The sequence below is a fragment of the Flavobacterium panici genome, assembly GCF_903819335.1.
Classification (GTDB): Bacteria; Bacteroidota; Bacteroidia; order Flavobacteriales; family Flavobacteriaceae; genus Flavobacterium; species Flavobacterium panici.
In genome coordinates, this window is the sequence record NZ_CAIJDE010000060.1 from 71,482 (window position 1) to 92,132 (window position 20,651).

A 20,651-nucleotide genomic window follows, 5' to 3' on the forward strand; every position below is an offset into this window, starting at 1 on the left:
TAGTCATTTCACTAAATCGATTTAGTTAAAACATCCCTTGAATTTACTGGTATTAACGCCATATTTAAGAAGTTGTTTTTTAAAGAAAAAACCATAAGATAACGCGTTTTTGAATATTCACCGTATTGTCCGAAAGGTTTTATATCCACAATTAAGTTCAAAATTTTATTAATTATTTAAACAAACACAAAACAAACAAACACAAACGAACAAAACAAAATCCAAAACCCAAACCAAAAAAAATGCTTATGAAACGAATATTAGCAGTGTTGGCAATCGTATTGTTGGGCAGCTTAAGTGCTGCGGCTCAAAACCGATTAATAACAGGCATAGTAACAGATGCAGAGAACAAAGGAATTGTTGCCGCATCAATCGAGGTTCAAGGAAAACCATTTAGTGCAATTACAGACGCCGAAGGGCGATTTCGAATGAATGTTCCTGAAGGTAAAGTTACCCTAAACATATCTTCAATAGGATTTGAGTCAAAGTCAGTAGTACTTCAGGAGAACGAAACAAGAGCTGCTGTTACCTTAACAGAAACTACACAAGAACTTAAGGATGTTGTAGTAACTTCTTTTGGAGTGAAAAAACAAAAGAAAAGTCTGGGTTATGCCGTAGGGGAACTTAAAGGCGAAGACCTGACAAAAAATAAAGAAATTAACTTAGGAAATGCTTTGCAAGGTAAAATTGCAGGGGTAAACGTTTCTGCTCCGGTTACAGGACCTTCTGGTTCAAGCCGTGTTGTTATTCGTGGAGCAACTTCTGCATCTGGGCTTAACCAGCCGTTGTATGTTGTAGACGGAATTCCAATTGACAATACACAGCAAGGAAATGCAGGAATGTGGGGAGGTGCCGACAAGGGTGATGGTATGTCTTCTTTCAATCCAGATGACATTGCTTCGATGTCAGTATTAAAAGGTAGTGCCGCTTCTGCTCTTTACGGGTACAGAGGATCAAATGGTGTTATCTTAATTACCACTAAAAAAGGTAAAAACGGAACTGGAATTGGAGTTGATTTCAATACAAACTCAACTTTTAATACACCAGCAAGTCTTTTAAACTGGCAGGATCAATATGGTGCTGGAGCTCCAAATGCAAGCGGCGTTCCAACAAGATTTACAAATCTGCAGGAACTTAGAGACTCATACTATTTTGCATGGGGTGATAAATATGACGGAACACCTTCTCTTGGTTTAGACGGTAAAACCAGACCATACCAGGCATACGGAAAAGATAATGTTGAAAATTTCTACAGAACCGGGTATTCTTTCAGTAATACTTTAGCACTTTCTGGTGGAAACGAAACAACTAATTTCAGATTATCTTTCGGAAATACTAAAGATGAATCTATTATGCCGGGAACTACTTTTGGCAGAAATAACGTGGCTTTGAGTTTAAATTCTTCTCCAAATAAAAGCATCAGCATTGAAAGTAATGCACAGTATATTTCTGAGAAAAGTCATAACAGACCTTATTTGAATGACTCGCCAAGAAACCCGTCTTTCCCAACTACTTTCATGACCCCAGGTTCTGATATTAGATGGTTAAGCAATCCATATGATGCAAACGGAGGTGAAGAAGATTTCTTAGGAGCAAACGTATACCATACAAATCCTTACTTTGCAACAAAATCACCATTAAACGATGACCTTAGAAAACGTTTTATTGGTTCTGCAAAAGTAACATACAATATTACAGATAAGATTTATGCGAAAGGTGTACTTGGAATTGATGATATCAACTACGAATACACTGAAATTGAACCAACTGGAATTAACTACAGTCCAGGCGGATCTATCGAAAACAGAATCGAAACCCGTTCTGAGGTAAATGCTTCAGGTTTCTTAGGATACAAAGGTAATATTGTTAAAAACCTTTCTTTAGATGCTTTCATTGGTGCAAACCGTCAACACAACAGATACAGCGGTATTAAAATGAAAGGAAACAACTTTATTGTTCCATTCGAATATTTCTACGGAAATACACAGCCGGACAAAACTGAAAAATTATTCTCTGAAAGTGAAGTAAACTCTCTTTTTTACTCTGCTGATATTGGATACAAAGATTTCTTATATGTAAGTTTAACAGGTCGTGAAGATTGGTTCTCAACTTTAGATCCTAAAAACAACAGCACATTTTATCCTTCTGTAAGTTCAAGTTTTATTTACTCAGAAGTTATAGGTCTTCCTGAATGGATTTCTTACGGTAAATTCAGAGCGGGTTGGGGTAACGTTGGTGGTGCATTGCCAGAAGCTTATGCTTTAGCATTGACTTATACTACGCCAGACGGACAAACAGATTCTTTAGGACAGCCAATTTTAGGTGTTAACGGAGAAACAATTCCAAACAGAACTTTGAAACCTTACAATGTAAGTACAATCGAATTTGGTTTTGAAAATACATTTTTCAATAACAGAGTAAGTACAGATTTGACTTTCTACCACAAGAAAACAACAAATGATATTACAGATGCTGACGTTTCTCAGGCTTCTGGTTACAGAACTACTAAAATCAACGTTGGAGAAATCTTAAACAAAGGGGTGGAGTTTGCTATTAATGTAAAAGCGATTAAAACACCAAGTTTTGCCTGGAGCGTAGGTTATAATTTTGCGTATAATGATAGTGAAGTTATCAGCCTTTCTGATAAAATTACAACAAAATCGTTAGAAGGAAACAGAGATGGTAGAGCTAATGTAGTTTTAGAAAAAGGACAGCCTTTTGGAGTTATTAAAGCGTATGATTATTTAAGAGATGCAAGCGGAAACATTGTATTGGATACAAACGGTAAATTCATGAGGGGAGATTTAATCATTGCCGGACAAGGTGTTGCGCCAACTTCAATGGGACTTTCAAATGATTTCTCTTATAAAAACTTTACACTTTCAGTTTTTGTTGATGCTAAATTTGGTGGAGAAATCTATTCTGCTACAAACCAGTTAGGAGCTCGTTACGGATTATCTGAAATCACACTTCCAGGTCGTGAAGGCGGTGTGGCAGTAAGCGGAAGAGATGTAAACGGAAACCCGGTTAACACAACAGTTTCTGCATACGATTACTGGAGAAGTTATAGTGATGTAACGTCAAACTTTGTATACGATGCTGATTTTGTGAAACTAAGAGCGATTTCTTTTGCTTACAATTTCCCAAAAATGTTTTTACAAAAAACACCATTCCAGTCTGTTAGTTTAGCATTTTCTGCTCATAATTTATGGACAATTTATGACAAAGTGCCAAACATTGATCCAGAGTCAAACTATTCTAATAGTAATGCACAAGGTATGGAGAGAGCTTCAATGCCGTTGACAAGAAACTATGGTTTTTCTCTTAATGTCAAATTCTAATACTAATAAAAATGAAAAATAGATATATAAAAATATTTTGTGTCGCAATTGTTAGTGCATTGACATTAGCTTCATGCGATAAAGGGTTCGAAGAAATGAATAAGAATCCAAATGCTTTGACAGATCCGGCTGTAAAATCAATGTTTACACTTGCAGAGATCTATGTTGACGGACAGGATTTTTCTAACACCAGAGGAAATAACTTATACGCAGCACAAATCGTACAGCAGTTTTCTTCACTTGGAGGACCAGGTTCTAAGTACACCTATTCTTCTGAATATTCTGCGGCTCTTTTTGGAGAAACATACGGAAAAGGATTAAATCAGATTTTCCAGTTATTATCTGTAATAGATAATACTCCTGAAAATTCAAACATGATTCAGGCATGCAGAATCATGAAAGTTTTCTTGTTCCAAAAATTGACAGATACGTATGGTGAAGTTCCTTATTTCGAAGCTGGAAAAGGATATAACGGAAACGTTTTTTCTCCAAAATACGATACTCAGGAAGCTATTTACAATGATCTTTTAAAAGAATTAGATGAAGCCGGAACTGCACTTGATGCAACAAAACCTTTTGTGGGCAATGCCGATTTGTATTACCAAAGTGATGTTGCAAGATGGAAAAAATTAGCAAACTCTTTAATGTTGAGAGTAGCAATGCGTTTGTCTAAAGTAAATCCTGCGAAAGCAAAAGAATATGTAGAAAAAGCATACTCAAAAGGAGTTTTTACTTCAAACGATGACAGTTTGGTTTTAAAACACGATGCAGGTCCTGCAGGGGTTAAAACAAATCCAATTACTTCCTCATGGGTTAGAAATGACTTAAATGGTGGAGAATCAAACATCAAATTCAGTAAAACATTCATCGATTTGTTGAAAAACACAAACGATCCGCGTTTAAGAATTTATGCAAAACTTGAAGCTACTGGAGATAACAATCCTGCAAATCAGCAAGGTTTGGCTAATGATGCAAAAGAATTTCCTGGAGGAGACAAAAAACTTTTCTCAGATCCTAATACGTCAACAGTATTACGTTTAGAAGCACCTACATTAATTATGTCTTATGCAGAAGTTCAATTTATTTTGGCAGAAGCTTCAGTAAAAGGATGGAATGTTGGCGGATCTGCACAAACTTATTACGAAAACGGAGTAAGAGCTGCCATGAATATTTTAACGATTTTTGGAGATAAAGTACCTGCAGTTACACCAGCAGAATATAACACTTATATCACAACATATCCTTTTAAAACTGCTGGAACAGATGCACAAAAAATTGAGCAGATTATTACACAAAAATGGATTGTTTTATTATTCAATGGTTTTGAAGCTTTTTCAGAATACAGAAGAACAGGTTACCCAGTATTAGTTCCGGTTAATGACCCAACAGGAGATACTAAGGGAACTATTCCAAGAAGATTAATTTATGATCAGTCAGAGCTTGTAACAAACGCGGCTAATTATAGAGAAGCAATTCAACGTCAAGGTTTAGATTTAATGACCACTAGAATCTGGTGGGATAAATAATTTTTAAATTGGTTGGTTAGTTAAAATAAGTCGGGTACTGAGCATGCCCGGCTTATTTTTAAATCTCTTTATAAATGTGCCCATAACAATCCGTATTAAATGAGTTTGATTTATTGATTCAAATACCTTTTTTTTCGCAAAAGCAAAGAGTGCTCTGCTGAAAAAGATGGGATTATCTTCAAAAATTAAAAAAATCTCAGAACAATACAGATGTTTAAAGTTCATTGATAATCAGAATTAAAAACAACATAAATCAAATTAAAAGCATACATAAGGCAGTAGTAAAAGAAAATATTTCCAGTTGTTTTTTTGAGTTAATAACGAAAAATAAATTCTGAGGAGAAGGAATAACTTTAGTACGTTCAATTCCTTCTCTAAGCTGCCAAATGATTAAATTGTTATACCTTTTTTAGTACTTTTAAAAGGTATAAATAGTATTAGAATAAAATGAATTTTCAAACAAAACTTCTTTGGATAATCTTTCTTTGTCTATCAAATTTTTCATGGGCAGCCTTTGCGCAAAATGTTGATTTGAAGAACAATTGGAGTTATCGGGAAGAAAAAACACAAAAGTGGTTTCCAGCGACAGTTCCGGGAGAAATCCATACTGATTTACTGAACAATAAATTAATTCCGGACCCATTTTACAGGGACAACGAAAAAAAGTTATTATGGATAGAACGTAAAAACTGGGAATATAAAACCACATTTAAGGCAACAGCAGCAATGCTGAAAAAGAAAAATACAGAATTGGTTTTTGATGGATTAGATACGTATGCATCTGTATACCTAAATAATCAGCTGGTTTTAAAAGCCGATAATATGTTTCGTCAATGGCGTGTTGATGTTAAAAAAGTACTCAAATCTGGAGATAATAATTTAGTAATAGTATTTCAATCGGCACAAAATGTTGTGGATTCACTTGCTAAAAAAGATCTGCCTTTTAAAATTCCAGACAATCCGCGTGCTTATGTTCGCAAAGCGCAGTATCATTTTGGATGGGATTGGGGACCAAAATTCACAACATGCGGAATTTGGAAAACACCGAGACTTGAAGCTTATGACGAAAAAACTCCAGAGAAACCATACGTTCTTAATCGTAAAATAGAATTAGTACAAGAACCGGATAGTCTGGGCCGTTCTTTTTATTTTAAAATAGACGGAAAACCGGTTTATATGAAAGGTGCCAATTATATTCCGTCAGATGCATTTCTTTCTCGGGTAACCAAAAAAGAATACGAAAAAGTAATTTTATCTGCGAAAGATGCCAATATGAATATGCTTCGTGTTTGGGGCGGCGGAATTTATGAAGAAGATTATTTTTATGATTTATGCGATAAATATGGCATTAATGTATGGCAGGATTTTATGTTTGCCGGAACAATGGTTCCAGGAGATAAAGCCTTTTTTGATAATGTAAAAGAAGAAGTACAATATCAGGTAAAACGTCTGCGCCATCATCCAAGTATAGTTTTGTGGTGTGGTAATAATGAATCTGATGAAGCCTTTAAAAACTGGGGATGGATGAGAAGTATGAAATTGTCAAAACAAGATTCTACCCGTTTGTGGCACGATTACGTTCGTTTATTTCACGATAGTATTCCAAAATGGGTTAAAGAAGTAGATGATAAACGTCCGTACTTAAGTTCTTCACCTTTACATCATTGGTCCAAACAAAAAAGCATTACCGAAGGCGACAGTCATTACTGGGGTTTATGGTGGGGATTAGAAGATATTGAAGCGACACAGAAAAAAACAGGACGATTTGTAAGTGAATACGGAATGTTGTCTATGCCGAATTATTCTTCTACAGAAAAACTCACATTGCCGGAAGACCGACATTTATATTCAGATGTAATAAATGCGCATCAAAAATCAAATAAAGGATTTATAAAACTGAATTCGTATTTGAACCGATATTTTATCGATTCAACCAAAATAAAAAAGATGAATGTGGAAGATTATACGTATCTGACACAGTGTTTACAATATTATACAATAAAAAATACCGTAGGCATTCATCGGTCTAAAGCGCCTTATAATATGGGAACTTTAGTCTGGCAGTTAAACGATTGCTGGCCCGTTGCAAGCTGGAGCATAACGGATTATGATAACCGACAGCCAAAAGCGGCCTGGTATGCAATTCGGGAAGCGTACAGAGATGATAAAACGCCAGAAATTGATCTTACACGCCCAATAGATTTAAAATTAGAAGACCCGAAAATAAGCTGGCAGATAAAAGGAAATAAAGTATTTTTAAAAGCCCAAAAGCAAGCAAAATATGTTTACATTTCCATCAAAGGATACTCCGGAAAATGGAGTGATAATTATATAGAGTTAGCCGCCGGAGAAGAGAAAATAATTTCATTTGAAGGAAAAATTGTGAATCCGGAGATTAAGGTTTTCTCATTATATGAGGTTTTAAAGAGGTACTAAGATGCTAAGTTGCTAAGAAGTGACAAAGGTTCAAAGTGACAAAGGTTTTCCGTAGAGACGCACAGCAGTGCGTCTAACACAAAGAAATTAAAACATTCGTGTAAATCGGTTTAATCCGTATCATCCGCGGGCTAAACAATATATTCAAAATGACAAAGATATTCCGTAGAGACGCACAGCAGTGCGTCTAACACAAAGAAATTAAAACATTCGTGTAACTCAGTTTGATCCGTATCATCCGCGGGCTAAACCAATATAATAAAAGTGACAAAGGTTTTCCGTAGAGGCGCACAGCAGTGCGTCTAACACAAAGAAATTAAAAAACATTTGCGTCAATCTGTTTAATCCGTTCCATTAGTGGGCTAAAACAATACGCAATCAAAAATAAAAATAAATGAGAATAATATTTAGCAGCTTTTTAGCTTTAAACCTATTTTTTGCAAATCCAGCAATATCACAGCATAAAAAGAGAAAACAAACAAAACAACTAAAACAAACAGATATAAATTACACACAATACGTAAATCCGTTGATAGGTTCTGCTGGTCACGGTCACGTATTTGTTGGTGCAAATGTTCCGTTTGGCGCTGTACAGTTAGGGCCCGTAAATGTTTTTGAAGGCTGGGATTGGTGCAGCGGATACAATTATGCGAGTAACACAATTTTAGGTTTTACACACACTCATTTAAGCGGAACAGGAATTGGTGATTTAAATGATATTTTAGTTTTGCCGGTATCTGGAAAAGTGGCACTTACCAAAGGAACAAAAGATGACATGACAACGGGTTATGGCTCTTATTTCTCCCATAATAATGAAATTGTAAAACCTGGATATTACAGCGTTTTATTAGATAAATATAACATTAAAGCAGAATTAACAGCGAGCGAAAGAGTAGGTTTTCATAAATACACTTTCAACTCAGACGATGATGCTCATATTTTAATTGATCTTGCAGACGGAATAGGCTGGGACAGACCCGTAAAAACCTTTATAAGAAAAGTTGATGAAACTAAAATTGAAGGCTACCGTTATTCTGCAGGCTGGGCAGCAGATCAGCGTATTTATTTTTCTATGGAATTTTCTGAACCAATTGCAAATCTTACTTTATACGACAGTACTGCTGTGGTAAGAGGTCATGGAGGTGAAGGTTTAAAAATGAAAGCAGTATTAGATTTTGCTGCCTTAAAAAACAAACAAGTTCTGGTAAAAGTTGGAATATCTCCGGTAAGTTCAGAGAATGCTGCAGCGAATGTTAAAGCAGAAATTCCGTCTTGGGATTTCGATAAAACAGTAAAAGAAGCGAATTCAAAATGGAATAAAGAGCTTAATAAAATTCAGATAAAAGGAGACGAAAAAACAATGAAAGTTTTCTATACTTCCTTGTATCATACCATGTTTGCGCCATCTATTTTCAATGATGCCAATGGAGATTATCTCGGAACAGATAAAAAAGTCTACGAAAAAGCAAATTTTACAAACTACACTACTTTTTCACTTTGGGATACATATCGCGGTTTACATCCTTTATACACGATTACGCAGCCGGAAAAAATTAATGATATTGTTAAATCATTTTTGGCGATTTATCAGCAGCAAGGAAGATTACCGGTTTGGCATTTAATGGGTAATGAAACCAACACAATGAACGGAAATCATTCAATTGCTGTTATTGTCGATGCATACTTAAAAGGTTACCGAGATTATGATACCGAATTAGCTTACGAAGCCATCAAAAAAACAGCCATGCAAACTCGCGACGGAATGGATTATGTTCAAAAATTAGAATATATCCCAGCCGATAAAATGCTGGAATCTGTTGGAAATGCGCTTGAATATGCAATCGACGATTATTGCATTGCACAAATGGCAAAAGCCTTAAATAAAACGGAAGATTACGCTTATTTCACGAAAAGAGCCAATTTATACAAACTTTATTTTGATAAAGAAACCGCTTTCATGAGAGGTAAATTAACCAATGGAAAATGGAGAACACCATTTAATCCGCTTTCATCAGCACACCGAAAAGATGATTATGTAGAAGGAAATGCGTGGCAGTATACTTGGTTGGTTCCTCAGGATCCGTATGGTTTAATCGATTTGTTTGGAAGCGAAGAAAGCTTTTTAAACAAACTGGATTCTTTATTTTTAATAACCGATAAAGTAGAAGGAGAAGATGTTTCACCAGATATCAGCGGTTTAATAGGGCAGTACGCTCATGGAAATGAACCCAATCATCATATTCCGTATTTGTATGCTTTTGCAGGTCAGCCTTGGAAAACGGCAAAATTAATTCGTGAAATCGATGATAAATTTTACTCCACAAAACCAGACGGATTATGCGGTAATGAAGATTTAGGTCAAATGTCGGCTTGGTATGTTTTATCTTCAATGGGATTTTATTCTGTAAATCCTGCAAACGGAATTTACGTTTTAGGAAGCCCGTTAGTAAATACAGCAGTTATAAATTATAAAAAAGGAATTTCATTTAAAATAAATGCAATTGATAACAGTGCAGATAATATTTACATTCAAAGAGCAGAGTATAATGGAAACCCATATACAAAATCATATATCACACAAGAAATGATAGCTCAAGGCGGAGAATTGAAATTATATATGGGAACCAAGCCTTCGTTAACATTTGGAGTAAAGAAAGAAAACAGACCTAATTGATTTTAGATTTAAGAGTGTAGATTGTAGATTTAAGAATAGGATCGTTCAGTTTTCTGCAAGGTTTTTAAAACCTTGTAGGTATAAAATTAAAGTTCAGTATAAAGCCTATAGCTTAAAGCCTACAGCATAAAAAACAAAAACTATGAAAATAAAAAGTTTAATTTTTTTTGGATTAATACAGTATTGCATTTCTGTAAATGCACAAATTAAAGAACCCGTAGAATATGTAAACCCTTTAATGGGAACGCAGTCGCTGCATAATCTTTCTAACGGAAATACCTATCCCGCAATCTGCAGACCTTGGGGAATGAATTTCTGGACACCGCAAACCGGTAAAATGGGCGACGGATGGGCGTATACGTATACCGCAGAAAAAATAAGAGGATTTAAGCAAACGCATCAGCCTTCACCGTGGATGAACGATTACGGTCAGTTTTCGATTATGCCCGTTACGGGTAAATTGGCTTTCGCCGAAGATGAACGTGCGAGTTGGTTCAGTCATAAAGCAGAAGTTTCAAAGCCTTATTATTACAGCGTTTATTTGGCTGATTATGATGTAACAACAGAAATTACAACAACCGAAAGAGCAGCACATTTTCAAATTACATTTCCTGAAAACGAAAAATCTTCAATTGTAATTGATGCATTCGACAAAGGATCTTATATCAAAATAATTCCGTCAGAAAATAAAATTATTGGATATACAACCCGTAACAGCGGCGGAGTTCCTCAAAACTTCAAAAACTATTTTGTTTTAGTGTTTGATAAACCATTTGCAACAAATTATGCTTGTATTGATAGAGTTTTGATTAAAGATAAATTAGAAGCAACTGGACTTCATACAGGCGCAATAGTGGAATTTAAAACCAAAAAAGGAGAGAAAGTTAACGTAAAAGTAGCTTCCTCTTTTATAAGTCCTGAACAGGCTGAACTAACTTTAAAGAATGAGTTAGGTTCAGCATCTTTTGAAGAAACTCTAGCACAATCTAAAAACGAATGGAACAAAGTTTTAGGAAAAATTACGGTTGAAGATACAAATGAAGATCAATTAAAAACTTTTTATTCTTGTTTATACCGCACCGTTTGTTTTCCGCAAAAACAATATGAAATAAATAAAGAAGGCCAAATTGTACATTACAGTCCGTATAATGGAAAAGTTTTACCGGGATATATGTATGCAGGAACAGGCTTTTGGGATACATTTCGTGCTTTATATCCATTGCTAAATTTAGTTTACCCTTCTATAAATAAAGAAATGCAGGAAGGTTTGATAAACGATTATAAAGAAGGCGGATTTTTGCCAGAATGGTCGAGTCCGGGCTTTAGAGACGTTATGGTGGGGAATAATTCTGCCTCGGTAGTTTCTGATGCTTATATGAAAGGATTACGCGGTTATGACATTAATACTTTATATGAAGCTTTACAGCACGGAGCAAATAATGAAGGCCCGCTGGAAGCTGTAGGCAGAAAAGGAGTGCAGTATTACAATACTTTAGGTTACGTTCCTTATGATGTTGAGATTAATGAAAATGCAGCCAGAACGCTTGAATATGCTTATGATGATTTTGCAATCTGGAAATTAGCCAAAGCTTTAGATCGTCCGAAAAAAGAAATCAACCTGCTTGAAAAGAGAATGATGAATTACAAAAAGTTATTTAATCCCTCTATCGGATTAATGAGCGGACGTAATAAGGACGGAAGTTTTCCAGCCAATTTTAATCCGTTTAAATGGGGAGACGCTTTTACAGAAGGAAACAGCTGGCATTACAGCTGGAGCGTATTTCACGACATTCAGGGTTTAATTGATTTAATGGGCGGCGAGAAAAAATTCACTTCAAAATTAGATGCTGTATTTACAACGCCTCCGGTTTTTGATGATAGTTATTACGGTTCTGTTATTCATGAAATTCGAGAAATGCAGATCATGAATATGGGGCAATATGCACACGGAAATCAGCCCATTCAGCATATGATTTATTTATACAATTATGCAGGCGAACCTTGGAAAACGCAATACTGGTCAAGAGAAGTGATGAACCGTTTGTATAAACCAACTCCAGATGGATATTGCGGAGATGAAGATAACGGACAGACTTCTGCCTGGTATATTTTCTCTGCAATGGGATTTTATCCGGTTTGTCCCGCAACAGAAGAATATGTTTTGGGCGCGCCATTATTTAAGAAAACAACTTTACAGCTTGAAAACGGAAAACAGCTTATTATAAACGCTCCAAATAATTCAGATGTAAGCAAGTATGTAAACGAATTGAAATGGGATAATGCAGCTTACACTAAAAACTATATCAATCATTTTGATGTATTAAAAGGCGGAGAATTGAATTTTGATATGACAAGTTCTCCAAATTTAAAAAGAGGTACAACATCAGAGGCGTATCCATATTCTTATTCAACTTCAAAGTAAAATTTATGCAGTCACGTAGAAAATTTATAAAAAATACAGGAATTTTTTCCGCAGGATTATTAGCGCTTCAAACCGATGTTTTTGGATTTAATTCAGATACATTTCAGTTTCCTTTAAAAGATTTTATCAGCCAAAGACCTCCGCTTGCCGAAAGAAAATTTACAAGTAAAGCAGTCGAAGCAGCAATTGTGAGAATCAAAAAACAAATAGCAAACCCGGAATTGGCATGGTTATTTGAAAACTGTTTCCCAAATACATTAGACACTACAGTCGATTTTGAAATCATCGACGGAAAACCGGACACGTATGTAATTACAGGAGATATTGATGCAATGTGGCTGCGTGACAGTACAGCGCAGATTTGGCCTTATATTCCATTTGTAAAAGAAGATCCAAAACTAGCCGAATTGGTAAAAGGAGTAATCAACCGTCAGGCAAAATGTATTTTGCTTGATCCTTATGCGAATGCTTTTTATAAAGATTTTACCAAAGAAAGCGAATGGAAAAATGACCTGACTAAAATGCAGCCCGGAATTCACGAAAGAAAATGGGAAATTGACAGTTTGTGTTATCCCGTTCGATTAGCGCACGGCTATTGGAAAGAAACCGGAGATATTAGTTTGTTTGATGCCAAATGGAAAGAAGCCATGCTGCTAATTCTGCAGACTTTTAAAGAACAACAAAGACTGGATGGAAAAGGTGGCCCGTATAGTTTTCAGCGCCAAACGGCTTGGGCTACAGACGGAGTTCCGTTAGGCGGTTACGGCTATCCTGTAAAACCTTGCGGCTTAATTGTTTCTACTTTTAGACCAAGTGACGACAGTACTTTGTTTGGATATTTAATTCCAAGCAATATGTTCGCAATTGAAATATTAGGCTATTTAATCGAAATTTTCTCTTTACCGGCTTTAAAAGACAATGATTTAGTTGCCAAAGCAACAGAGTTAAGAGATCAGGTTCAAAAAGGTTTAAAAGAAAACGGAATTATAGAACATCCAAAATTCGGAAAAATCATTGCTTTTGAAGTAAACGGATTCGGCAGTTTCCATATGATGGATGACGCCAATGTTCCTTCATTATTATCACTTCCTTATTTGGGTGCAATTGCTCCAAACGACCCTTTATATCTAAATACCCGTAAAGTGGTATTATCAGAAAACAATCCGTTTTTCTATAAAGGAAAAGCCGGAGAAGGAATTGGCGGCCCGCATACGGGAGTAGATACTATTTGGCCAATGAGTATTGTTTTGAGAGCGATTACAAGTGTGGACGAAAAAGAGATTAAAACTTGTATTAGCAATTTGATTAAAACAAATGCCGATACAGGTTTTATGCACGAATCCTTTCATAAAGACGATGTAAACAAATTTACCCGTAAATGGTTTGCATGGGCAAATACACTATTTGGAGAAATGATTGTACATACGAGTATTCATTATCCTCAAATTTTAAAAGATAAAAATATCTAGTACTAAAAGTTAAACGATTAAAAATGAATACATCATATGCCATAGGGCTAGATATAGGAGGAACACATATTACCGCAGCAGTTATCAATAAAACAGAAATGAAAGTGATGGAACTTTCATTATATAAAGAATCATTTGACTCTAATTTACCTGTAAATCAAGTAATAGCTATTTGGAAAAAAGTCATTAATACCGCAATTGAAAATTCAAAAGTTGAAAATATTACAGGAATTGCCGTTTGTATGCCCGGCCCATTTGATTATGAAAAAGGGATTTGCTGGATTAAAGATCAATCTAAATACGAACATTTCTACGGATTGAATGTCAGAGATTTACTTTTAGAAAGTCTTAATTTTTCAAATGATTTTCCGGTGCTTTTTGAAAATGATGCTGTTTGTTTTGGAAAAGGAGAAGTTTTTAAGCAGCAGGAAAATCTTTCTAAAAAAGTAATGGCAGTTACTTTAGGGACTGGTTTAGGAGCTTGTTTTATTGATAAAGGAGTATCAATAAGTACAGGAAATGAGGTACCAACAGATGGAGAGATATACAATTTGGAGTATAAAGAAGGTATTGCCGAAGATTATGTTTCTGTGAGAGGCCTTTTATCTCATTATAAAACGTTAAGTGGTTTTACCCTAAAAAATGGTTTAGAGCTTTATGATTTAGCCATTAACGGAGATCAACAAGCTGTAAAAGTATTTGAAACAATGGGTGAAGATTTAGCCGAAGTTGTAATTCCGTGGATAAAGAATTTCTCGGCAGAGCATATTATCATTGGTGGAAAAATTGCCAATGCGAGTGATTTATTTCTGTCTTCATTTAATAAAAGCATAAAAAAATCAGGTTTAGAAATACAGGTTTCCATTTCTACAGATAATGAAATTGCGGCCTTATTAGGCGCAGTAAGTTTTCTTCGCGATTAGATTAAAAACAAAAACGGATGAGCAATTTACTCATCCGTTTTGTTTTCCTATTTCAATTTAAATTATTTTAAACCTTCTTTGATTGTCTGAACAAAAGCTTCAACTGGCTGAGCGCCCGAAACGGCATATTTTCTGTCAAAAACAAAAAACGGAACTCCTTGCACGCCAATTTCCTGTGCTTCTTTAATATCGCTTTGAACTTCTTTTAAATATAAACTTTCGCTTTCCAGAACTTCTAAAACATCATTTTTACTTAATCCTGCTTTTTCAGCTAATTCAATTAAAGTTGGACCGTCGTTTAAGTCTCTTCCTTCTGTAAAATAAGCTTTAAAGAAGATTTCCTCCATTTCATCGCCTAATTTTTTAGTCTTAGCCAATTGAATAATTCTATGCGCTTCTAAAGAATTTGAAATAACTGCTTTGTCAAAGTTATAATCTAAACCAGCACTTTTAGCACGTTCTGCGACACCTTTATGCATTTCTCTTGATTGTTCAACAGACATGCCTTTTCGTTCCGCTAAATACGTATAAACGTCTTTTTCTGGTTGTGGCGTAATAGTTGGATCAAGCTGAAAGCTTTTCCACTCAATTTCAAAATCATTATTTGGAAATTCAGCTAAAGCCGTTTCCAACTGTCTTTTTCCGATATAACAAAACGGACACATGATGTCCGACCAAATTTCTATTTTCATTTTACAAAGTTAAAGAAAAATTTGTTTCAGGTTTGAAGTTTCAGGTTTTAAGCTGTGCGTATAATTTTTAACGCAAAGCACGCTAAGATTTTTTTTAAGTTAGGTTTTTATAAAACCGCTAAGTTCGCAAAGCTTTGTGTAAATCTAGCTTTGCGAACTTAGCGCATTGTAAATGCATCTATATCAAAAAATCTTAGCGTGCTTTGCGTTAAAAAAAACAACACAAAGTTTAACTCTGCAGTTGAGATTGCTTCGTTCCACGCAATGATGCATTTGTCTGCTTTGAAGTTTATTTTTATGATAAAAGAAAAATCCTTTTCATATATAAAAAACAAGTATTTTTAGTACAAAAGTCAATGGAAAACTAATTTGTTGATTTATATGTAATTATAAAATTTATTATGAAGAAAAACATTTTCTATTTTTTATTGATCTTACTTTCAGCCAATTCAAATGCGCAGATTAGAGGTTTTGTTGATTTATCTTTTTATCGTCATACTGATTTTCAAGGTTCTGGTTATATTCAGGGTGGGTTAGGTTTAGAAGCTAAAGTGTACAAGTTCTTAAAACCTGAGTTTGGGGTAACTTATTATTATGGAACTCTCGAAGATTATAATAAAACAGATGCTGTTGGAAACATTACAAGTGTGGCAAAAGTAAATGCTAAAGCTTTAAATTTTGGATTTACTCCTAAAATATGTCTTTCTTGCGGGGAATATAGTGCAGGAGATGTTCTTCTTCAAATTCTTCCTGTTTATAATATATCAAGAATCGAAGCCCAGCAGAATTATACCACGATCAATCAAAATAATCCGTCTCAATCGAAAACCCAAAAAGATATTGTTACAGAATGGCAGCAATCTGTAGGGATTGGACTTGGTATTGATATTATCCTTTCAGATAAAAATTATGATTCTCTGGCAGTCAATTTATATTATACAGGTGTAAATATGGGAAAAGCTATAGGTGAGGTAGAAAGCACCAATACAAGATACGACAGCCGTACTTTAGGATTTGGATTGAACTATTATTTTGGTTTCAAGAAGAAGGATTAAAAGACTGGTGAATTGTTTCAGGTTTAAAGTTTCAGGTTTCAGGTTGAAATGCGATTAAACTTTGTGTAGATTTTTAACGCAAAGCACGCTAAGATTTTTTAATAAGTTAGGTTTTTATAAAACCGCTAAGTTCGCAAAGCTTTGTGTTGATATAGCTTTGCGAACTTAGCGCATTGTAAATACAATCTATATCAAAAAAAACTTAGCGTGCTTTGCGTTAAATATCACAACGAACCTGAAACATGAAACCTGAAACCTGAAACCTAAAACTTGAAACAAAAACCATCAAAAATAAAAAACCGCAACTCTTTTAAAGAATTGCGGTTTCTAGGTATAAAAAATGGTTGGTTAATAGCGATATTTTTTTTTACAATGATATGTCTTTAATTTTAAATTAAAAAAAATCCCTGTAACAAAAAGAAGTTTTGATGTTAACTATTTAACATTACCGGCATTACCAGCATTGTTACGGTTTCACCTTCTTCTAAACCGTCTGCAGGCGTTAAAATTCCGGCTCTGTTTGGTAATGACATCTCTAACATAATCACATCAGATTGAAGGTTTGTCAGCATTTCGATTAAGAAACGAGAGTTAAAACCAATTTGTAAATCATCACCTTGATAATCACAAGTCAATCTTTCTTCTGCTTTGTTTGAGTAATCGATATCTTCTGCAGAAACATTTAATTCAGCTCCTGCAATTTTTAAACGAATTTGGTGTGTAGTTTTGTTTGAGAAAATCGCAACACGACGAACAGAGCTTAAAAATAAAGAACGGTCGATTAATAATTTGTTTGGATTTTCTTTTGGAATTACCGCTTCGTAATTAGGGTATTTTCCGTCGATTAAACGACACATTAAGATATAATTGTCAAATGAGAAAGTCGCATTTGAATCGTTGTATTCAATTTTTACTTCAGCGTCAGAACTTCCTAAAATACTTTTTAAGATATTTAAAGGTTTCTTTGGCATAATAAAATCAGCAACCTGAGATGCTTTTACATCTGCACGTGCATATTTTACTAATTTATGAGCATCTGTAGCAACAAAAGTTAAACCTTCTGGAGAGAACTGAAAAAATACTCCAGACATTACCGGACGTAAATCATCGTTTCCGGCAGCAAAGATCGTTTTACTTACAGCTGTTGCCAAAACATCAGCAGGAACTAAAGTAACAGACGGATCTTCAAGATTTACAGACTTAGGAAATTCTTCTCCGGCAGCGTATGCTAATGCATATTTACCTGAGTTAGAACTAATCTCAACTGTATTATTGTCTGCAACAGTAAAAGTTAAAGGCTGCTCTGGAAATGTTTTTAAAATTTCAAGTAAAAGTTTTGCCGGTACAGCAACACTTCCTTTGCTTTTAGAATCGATTGATAATGTAGCCGACATTGTCGTTTCAAGATCTGAAGCCGAAACAGTCAACTCACTATTGTTTAGTTCAAATAAAAAGTTGTCTAAAATAGGCAACGTATTGTTACTGTTAATTACACTACCTAAAACTTGTAATTGTTTTAATAAGTACGAACTCGATACTATAAATTTCATCTCTTTTGTTTTATTTTTTGAGGTATTCCCGAGCATTTAGGCGCCAGGCATACGGATTACAAATATATCGTAAACATTCTTAGTTTCGCAATTTTTTTATTAACATCTATCGGCTGTATTTCTTTTTTCGGAGAAAGGTAAATACCAATCCGAAAACCAATAAAATAAGGATTGGAAGCCCGATAGTTATGAATTGCGTTGTCGTATAATTTTCGTAAACTTTTTCTTTATCCAATAAAGGCAGTTCAACATCTTTGCTTCTAATGTTAATAAGTCCTGTATCGTCAAGAAGATAATTGACACAATTCATCATAAAATCTTTATTATCATAAAGGTTTCCGGTTCTTTGGTCATAGCCCAATTCAACAGGCATCATGTTTTTATCCAATTGATTTCTCGCAATATCTCCATCGGCAACAACGATCATTTTGGTTGGTTTTCCTTTTGACTGAAAAGAACTTTCTTTAAAAGGCAAAACACGGTTTTCAAATGCCGAATGGAAACTTCCTTCCAGTAAAACAGAAAGATTTATATTTCCTTTATTAGCATAATCTGCCGGTGTAGTTTTCTCAGTTACAATATTCAGATTAATTTCTGACGGAGTTCCAATTGTTTTAGAATATTGAGACGATTGTAATAAAACCGTTTTTTTAATTCCGTTTTTCAAAGTGTCGATTGGACTGGCAAAATCAAATTTAATTCCGCCTAGATTTTTCACAATTGGATGCTGGCTTGATGGCTGAACCAATGGCGCAAATTTCCAGATAAAATCCTGGTATTGAGTAGCACTTCCTTGTTCTCCGGTTGCCAGTTTTATTGGGCTTCCGTTTTCGTCTTTAACCAAATCAGGATTAATTCTGAATCCGTATTTAAAGAACATATCGTTTAAATTCAAATCTCTAGGATAAGCCAAAGTCGCACCAGCCTGATTGTATAAACTGTCCATATCTGCCGCAACCTGATCAACAAGCCATAAAGTTTTTCCGCCGTTCATGATAAACTGATCCAGAACTTGTTTTTCTTCGTCTGAGAATTTTTCAGTTGGTTTTGAGATTATCGCTAAATCATATTTTTCTAAAGCATCTAAAGTCCCGTTTGGATCTTTGGCAACAGAATCTAAAGTAAAAGGACCGATATAATAACTTTCTTTAATTTGTCTCAATAATTTACCAATATGAATTTCAGACAATTCGCCATTTCCTTTTATAATGGCAACTTTCTTTTGTCTGTCTTTGGTAATTTTATTGATAGCATCGGCAATAGAATATTCTAAATGCTGAATCGATCCAATTACTTTTTGCGTAGTCGAAGCTCCCATAATGTTTTTCAACAAAGGAATATTAACTTCTTTATTATTGTAAACCGCAACTGCCCAAGGAAAAACCATTTCCTGAGATTGTTTTCCTTTATCGTCAACCGTTATGTTTATTGGCGTAAGTCCTTTTTGATAAAGAGATTTTACAACTTCCATATTGTCTTCTCCGTCTTCCATTGGGTTAACGAATTCGAAAACAATATTGCTGTTGTAAGCCTGAAATTCTTCCAGTAATTGTTTAGTTTCCAGTTGTAAGCGTCTAAAATCTGCAGGAAGTTCGCCCTGCATATAAATCTTAATCGACAGCGGATTTTTAACCTGTTTTACAATTTGTAAAGAAGTTGGTGATAAAGTATATCTTTTGTCTTTCGTTAAATCAAAACGATGAAAGAATAAGCTTCCGAGAACATTTAAAACAATTAAAATAAAAATTGTAATGCCTAATGTCTTTAAATTTAATTTATTAGATGCTTTCATTACGCTTTAAAAGATTTTAATTGATAAACGGTAAAAGATAAAAACAAAACGCTGATGCTTAAAAAGTAAATTACATCGCGGGTATCAATAACTCCTCGGCTCATACTTTTAAAATGATCCTGCATTCCAAATGCCGAAATAATGTTCGATTGTCCCGGAACTAATGAAGCTAAACCTTCAAATCCAAAATAAAATAAAAAGCATAAAAACACGGCAATAATAAACCCAACAATTTGATTTTCTGATAGAGTAGAAGTGAAGATGCCAATTGCTGAATAAGAAGCAATTAAAAATAATAATCCAAAATAAGAACCAATTGTGCTTCCCATATCAATGTTTCCTTCTGGTAATCCTAAACTCGAAATAACTTTTACATAAATGAAAGTTGGTATAATAGCCAAAATTATAAGGAGGAACGATCCAAGAAATTTTCCGTTTACAATTTCCCAAATCGATAATGGTTTGGTTAAAAGCAATTCAAGAGTTCCTTGTTTTCTTTCGTCAGAGAAACTTCTCATGGTTACAGCCGGAATCAGGAAAATTAAAATCCACGGCGTTAAAGTGAAAAACGGAGTTAAATCGGCATAACCGGTATTTAATATATTGTAATCTCCCTCAAATACCCATAAAAACAGTCCGTTGCTGATTAAGAAAATCGCAATGACCAAATAGCCAATAGGAGAGCCGAAAAAGGATTTTATTTCTCGTAAAATGATTGATTTCATTTGTGTTTTTTGTTTTTATTGTTTCAGGTTTTATGTTTCAAGTTGT

12 protein-coding genes are annotated in these 20,651 nt (G+C 34.6%); 8 read left to right on the plus strand and 4 right to left on the minus strand.

Features of this window, described 5'->3' with window-relative positions:
- Positions 1-248 precede the first annotated feature (248 nt).
- The 7 genes from FLAPXU55_RS19775 (at position 249) to FLAPXU55_RS19805 (ending at position 14,791) form a co-directional block, all read left to right on the plus strand.
- The gene (locus FLAPXU55_RS19775) at positions 249-3,341 is read left to right on the plus strand and encodes a SusC/RagA family TonB-linked outer membrane protein (protein ID WP_235992112.1); all 3,093 of its coding nucleotides are present in this window, start codon (positions 249-251) and stop codon (positions 3,339-3,341) included.
- An 11-nt stretch (positions 3,342-3,352) separates the two neighbouring features.
- Entirely contained in the window at positions 3,353-4,867 is a 1,515-nt protein-coding gene (locus FLAPXU55_RS19780; protein ID WP_180860572.1) for a SusD/RagB family nutrient-binding outer membrane lipoprotein, read from the plus strand.
- A gap of 447 nt (positions 4,868-5,314) precedes the next feature.
- Complete coding sequence (locus FLAPXU55_RS19785; protein WP_180860574.1) at positions 5,315-7,303, plus strand: beta-mannosidase; 1,989 nt, start codon at positions 5,315-5,317, stop codon at positions 7,301-7,303.
- 394 nt (positions 7,304-7,697) lie between these two features.
- The gene (locus FLAPXU55_RS19790; protein ID WP_180860575.1) at positions 7,698-9,977 is read left to right on the plus strand and encodes a GH92 family glycosyl hydrolase; all 2,280 of its coding nucleotides are present in this window, start codon (positions 7,698-7,700) and stop codon (positions 9,975-9,977) included.
- A 142-nt stretch (positions 9,978-10,119) separates the two neighbouring features.
- A complete protein-coding gene (locus FLAPXU55_RS19795) occupies positions 10,120-12,399 on the plus strand; it encodes a GH92 family glycosyl hydrolase (protein ID WP_180860578.1) in 2,280 nt (759 codons plus the stop codon).
- A gap of 5 nt (positions 12,400-12,404) precedes the next feature.
- Complete coding sequence (locus tag FLAPXU55_RS19800) at positions 12,405-13,868, plus strand: glycoside hydrolase family 125 protein (protein WP_180860581.1); 1,464 nt, start codon at positions 12,405-12,407, stop codon at positions 13,866-13,868.
- 23 nt (positions 13,869-13,891) lie between these two features.
- Positions 13,892-14,791: an ROK family protein gene (locus tag FLAPXU55_RS19805; protein ID WP_180860584.1), complete on the plus strand. Its 900-nt coding sequence runs from the start codon at positions 13,892-13,894 to the stop codon at positions 14,789-14,791.
- A gap of 62 nt (positions 14,792-14,853) precedes the next feature.
- Here FLAPXU55_RS19805 and FLAPXU55_RS19810 read toward each other — a convergent pair whose 3' ends face one another.
- Complete coding sequence (locus FLAPXU55_RS19810) at positions 14,854-15,483, minus strand: DsbA family oxidoreductase (RefSeq protein WP_180860587.1); 630 nt, start codon at positions 15,481-15,483, stop codon at positions 14,854-14,856.
- A 401-nt stretch (positions 15,484-15,884) separates the two neighbouring features.
- Here FLAPXU55_RS19810 and FLAPXU55_RS19815 point away from each other — a divergent pair, with 401 nt between their 5' ends.
- Complete coding sequence (locus FLAPXU55_RS19815) at positions 15,885-16,538, plus strand: hypothetical protein (protein ID WP_180860590.1); 654 nt, start codon at positions 15,885-15,887, stop codon at positions 16,536-16,538.
- Positions 16,539-16,969: 431 nt separating this feature from the next.
- On the opposite strand, the gene dnaN is transcribed toward FLAPXU55_RS19815, so the two are convergent.
- The 3 genes from dnaN to gldF all read right to left on the minus strand — a co-directional run bounded on the left by dnaN (position 16,970) and on the right by gldF (position 20,605).
- Positions 16,970-18,088 (minus strand): DNA polymerase III subunit beta, encoded by a 1,119-nt coding sequence (dnaN, locus tag FLAPXU55_RS19820; RefSeq protein WP_053472764.1) that lies wholly within the window; start codon positions 18,086-18,088, stop codon positions 16,970-16,972.
- A 106-nt stretch (positions 18,089-18,194) separates the two neighbouring features.
- A complete protein-coding gene (gldG, locus tag FLAPXU55_RS19825; protein ID WP_180860593.1) occupies positions 18,195-19,880 on the minus strand; it encodes a gliding motility-associated ABC transporter substrate-binding protein GldG in 1,686 nt (561 codons plus the stop codon).
- Positions 19,880-20,605, minus strand: a complete 726-nt coding sequence (gldF, locus tag FLAPXU55_RS19830; RefSeq protein ID WP_180860596.1) for a gliding motility-associated ABC transporter permease subunit GldF — start codon at positions 20,603-20,605, stop codon at positions 19,880-19,882. Before gldF ends, gldG begins: the two co-directional genes overlap by 1 nt.
- Positions 20,606-20,651 lie beyond the last annotated feature (46 nt).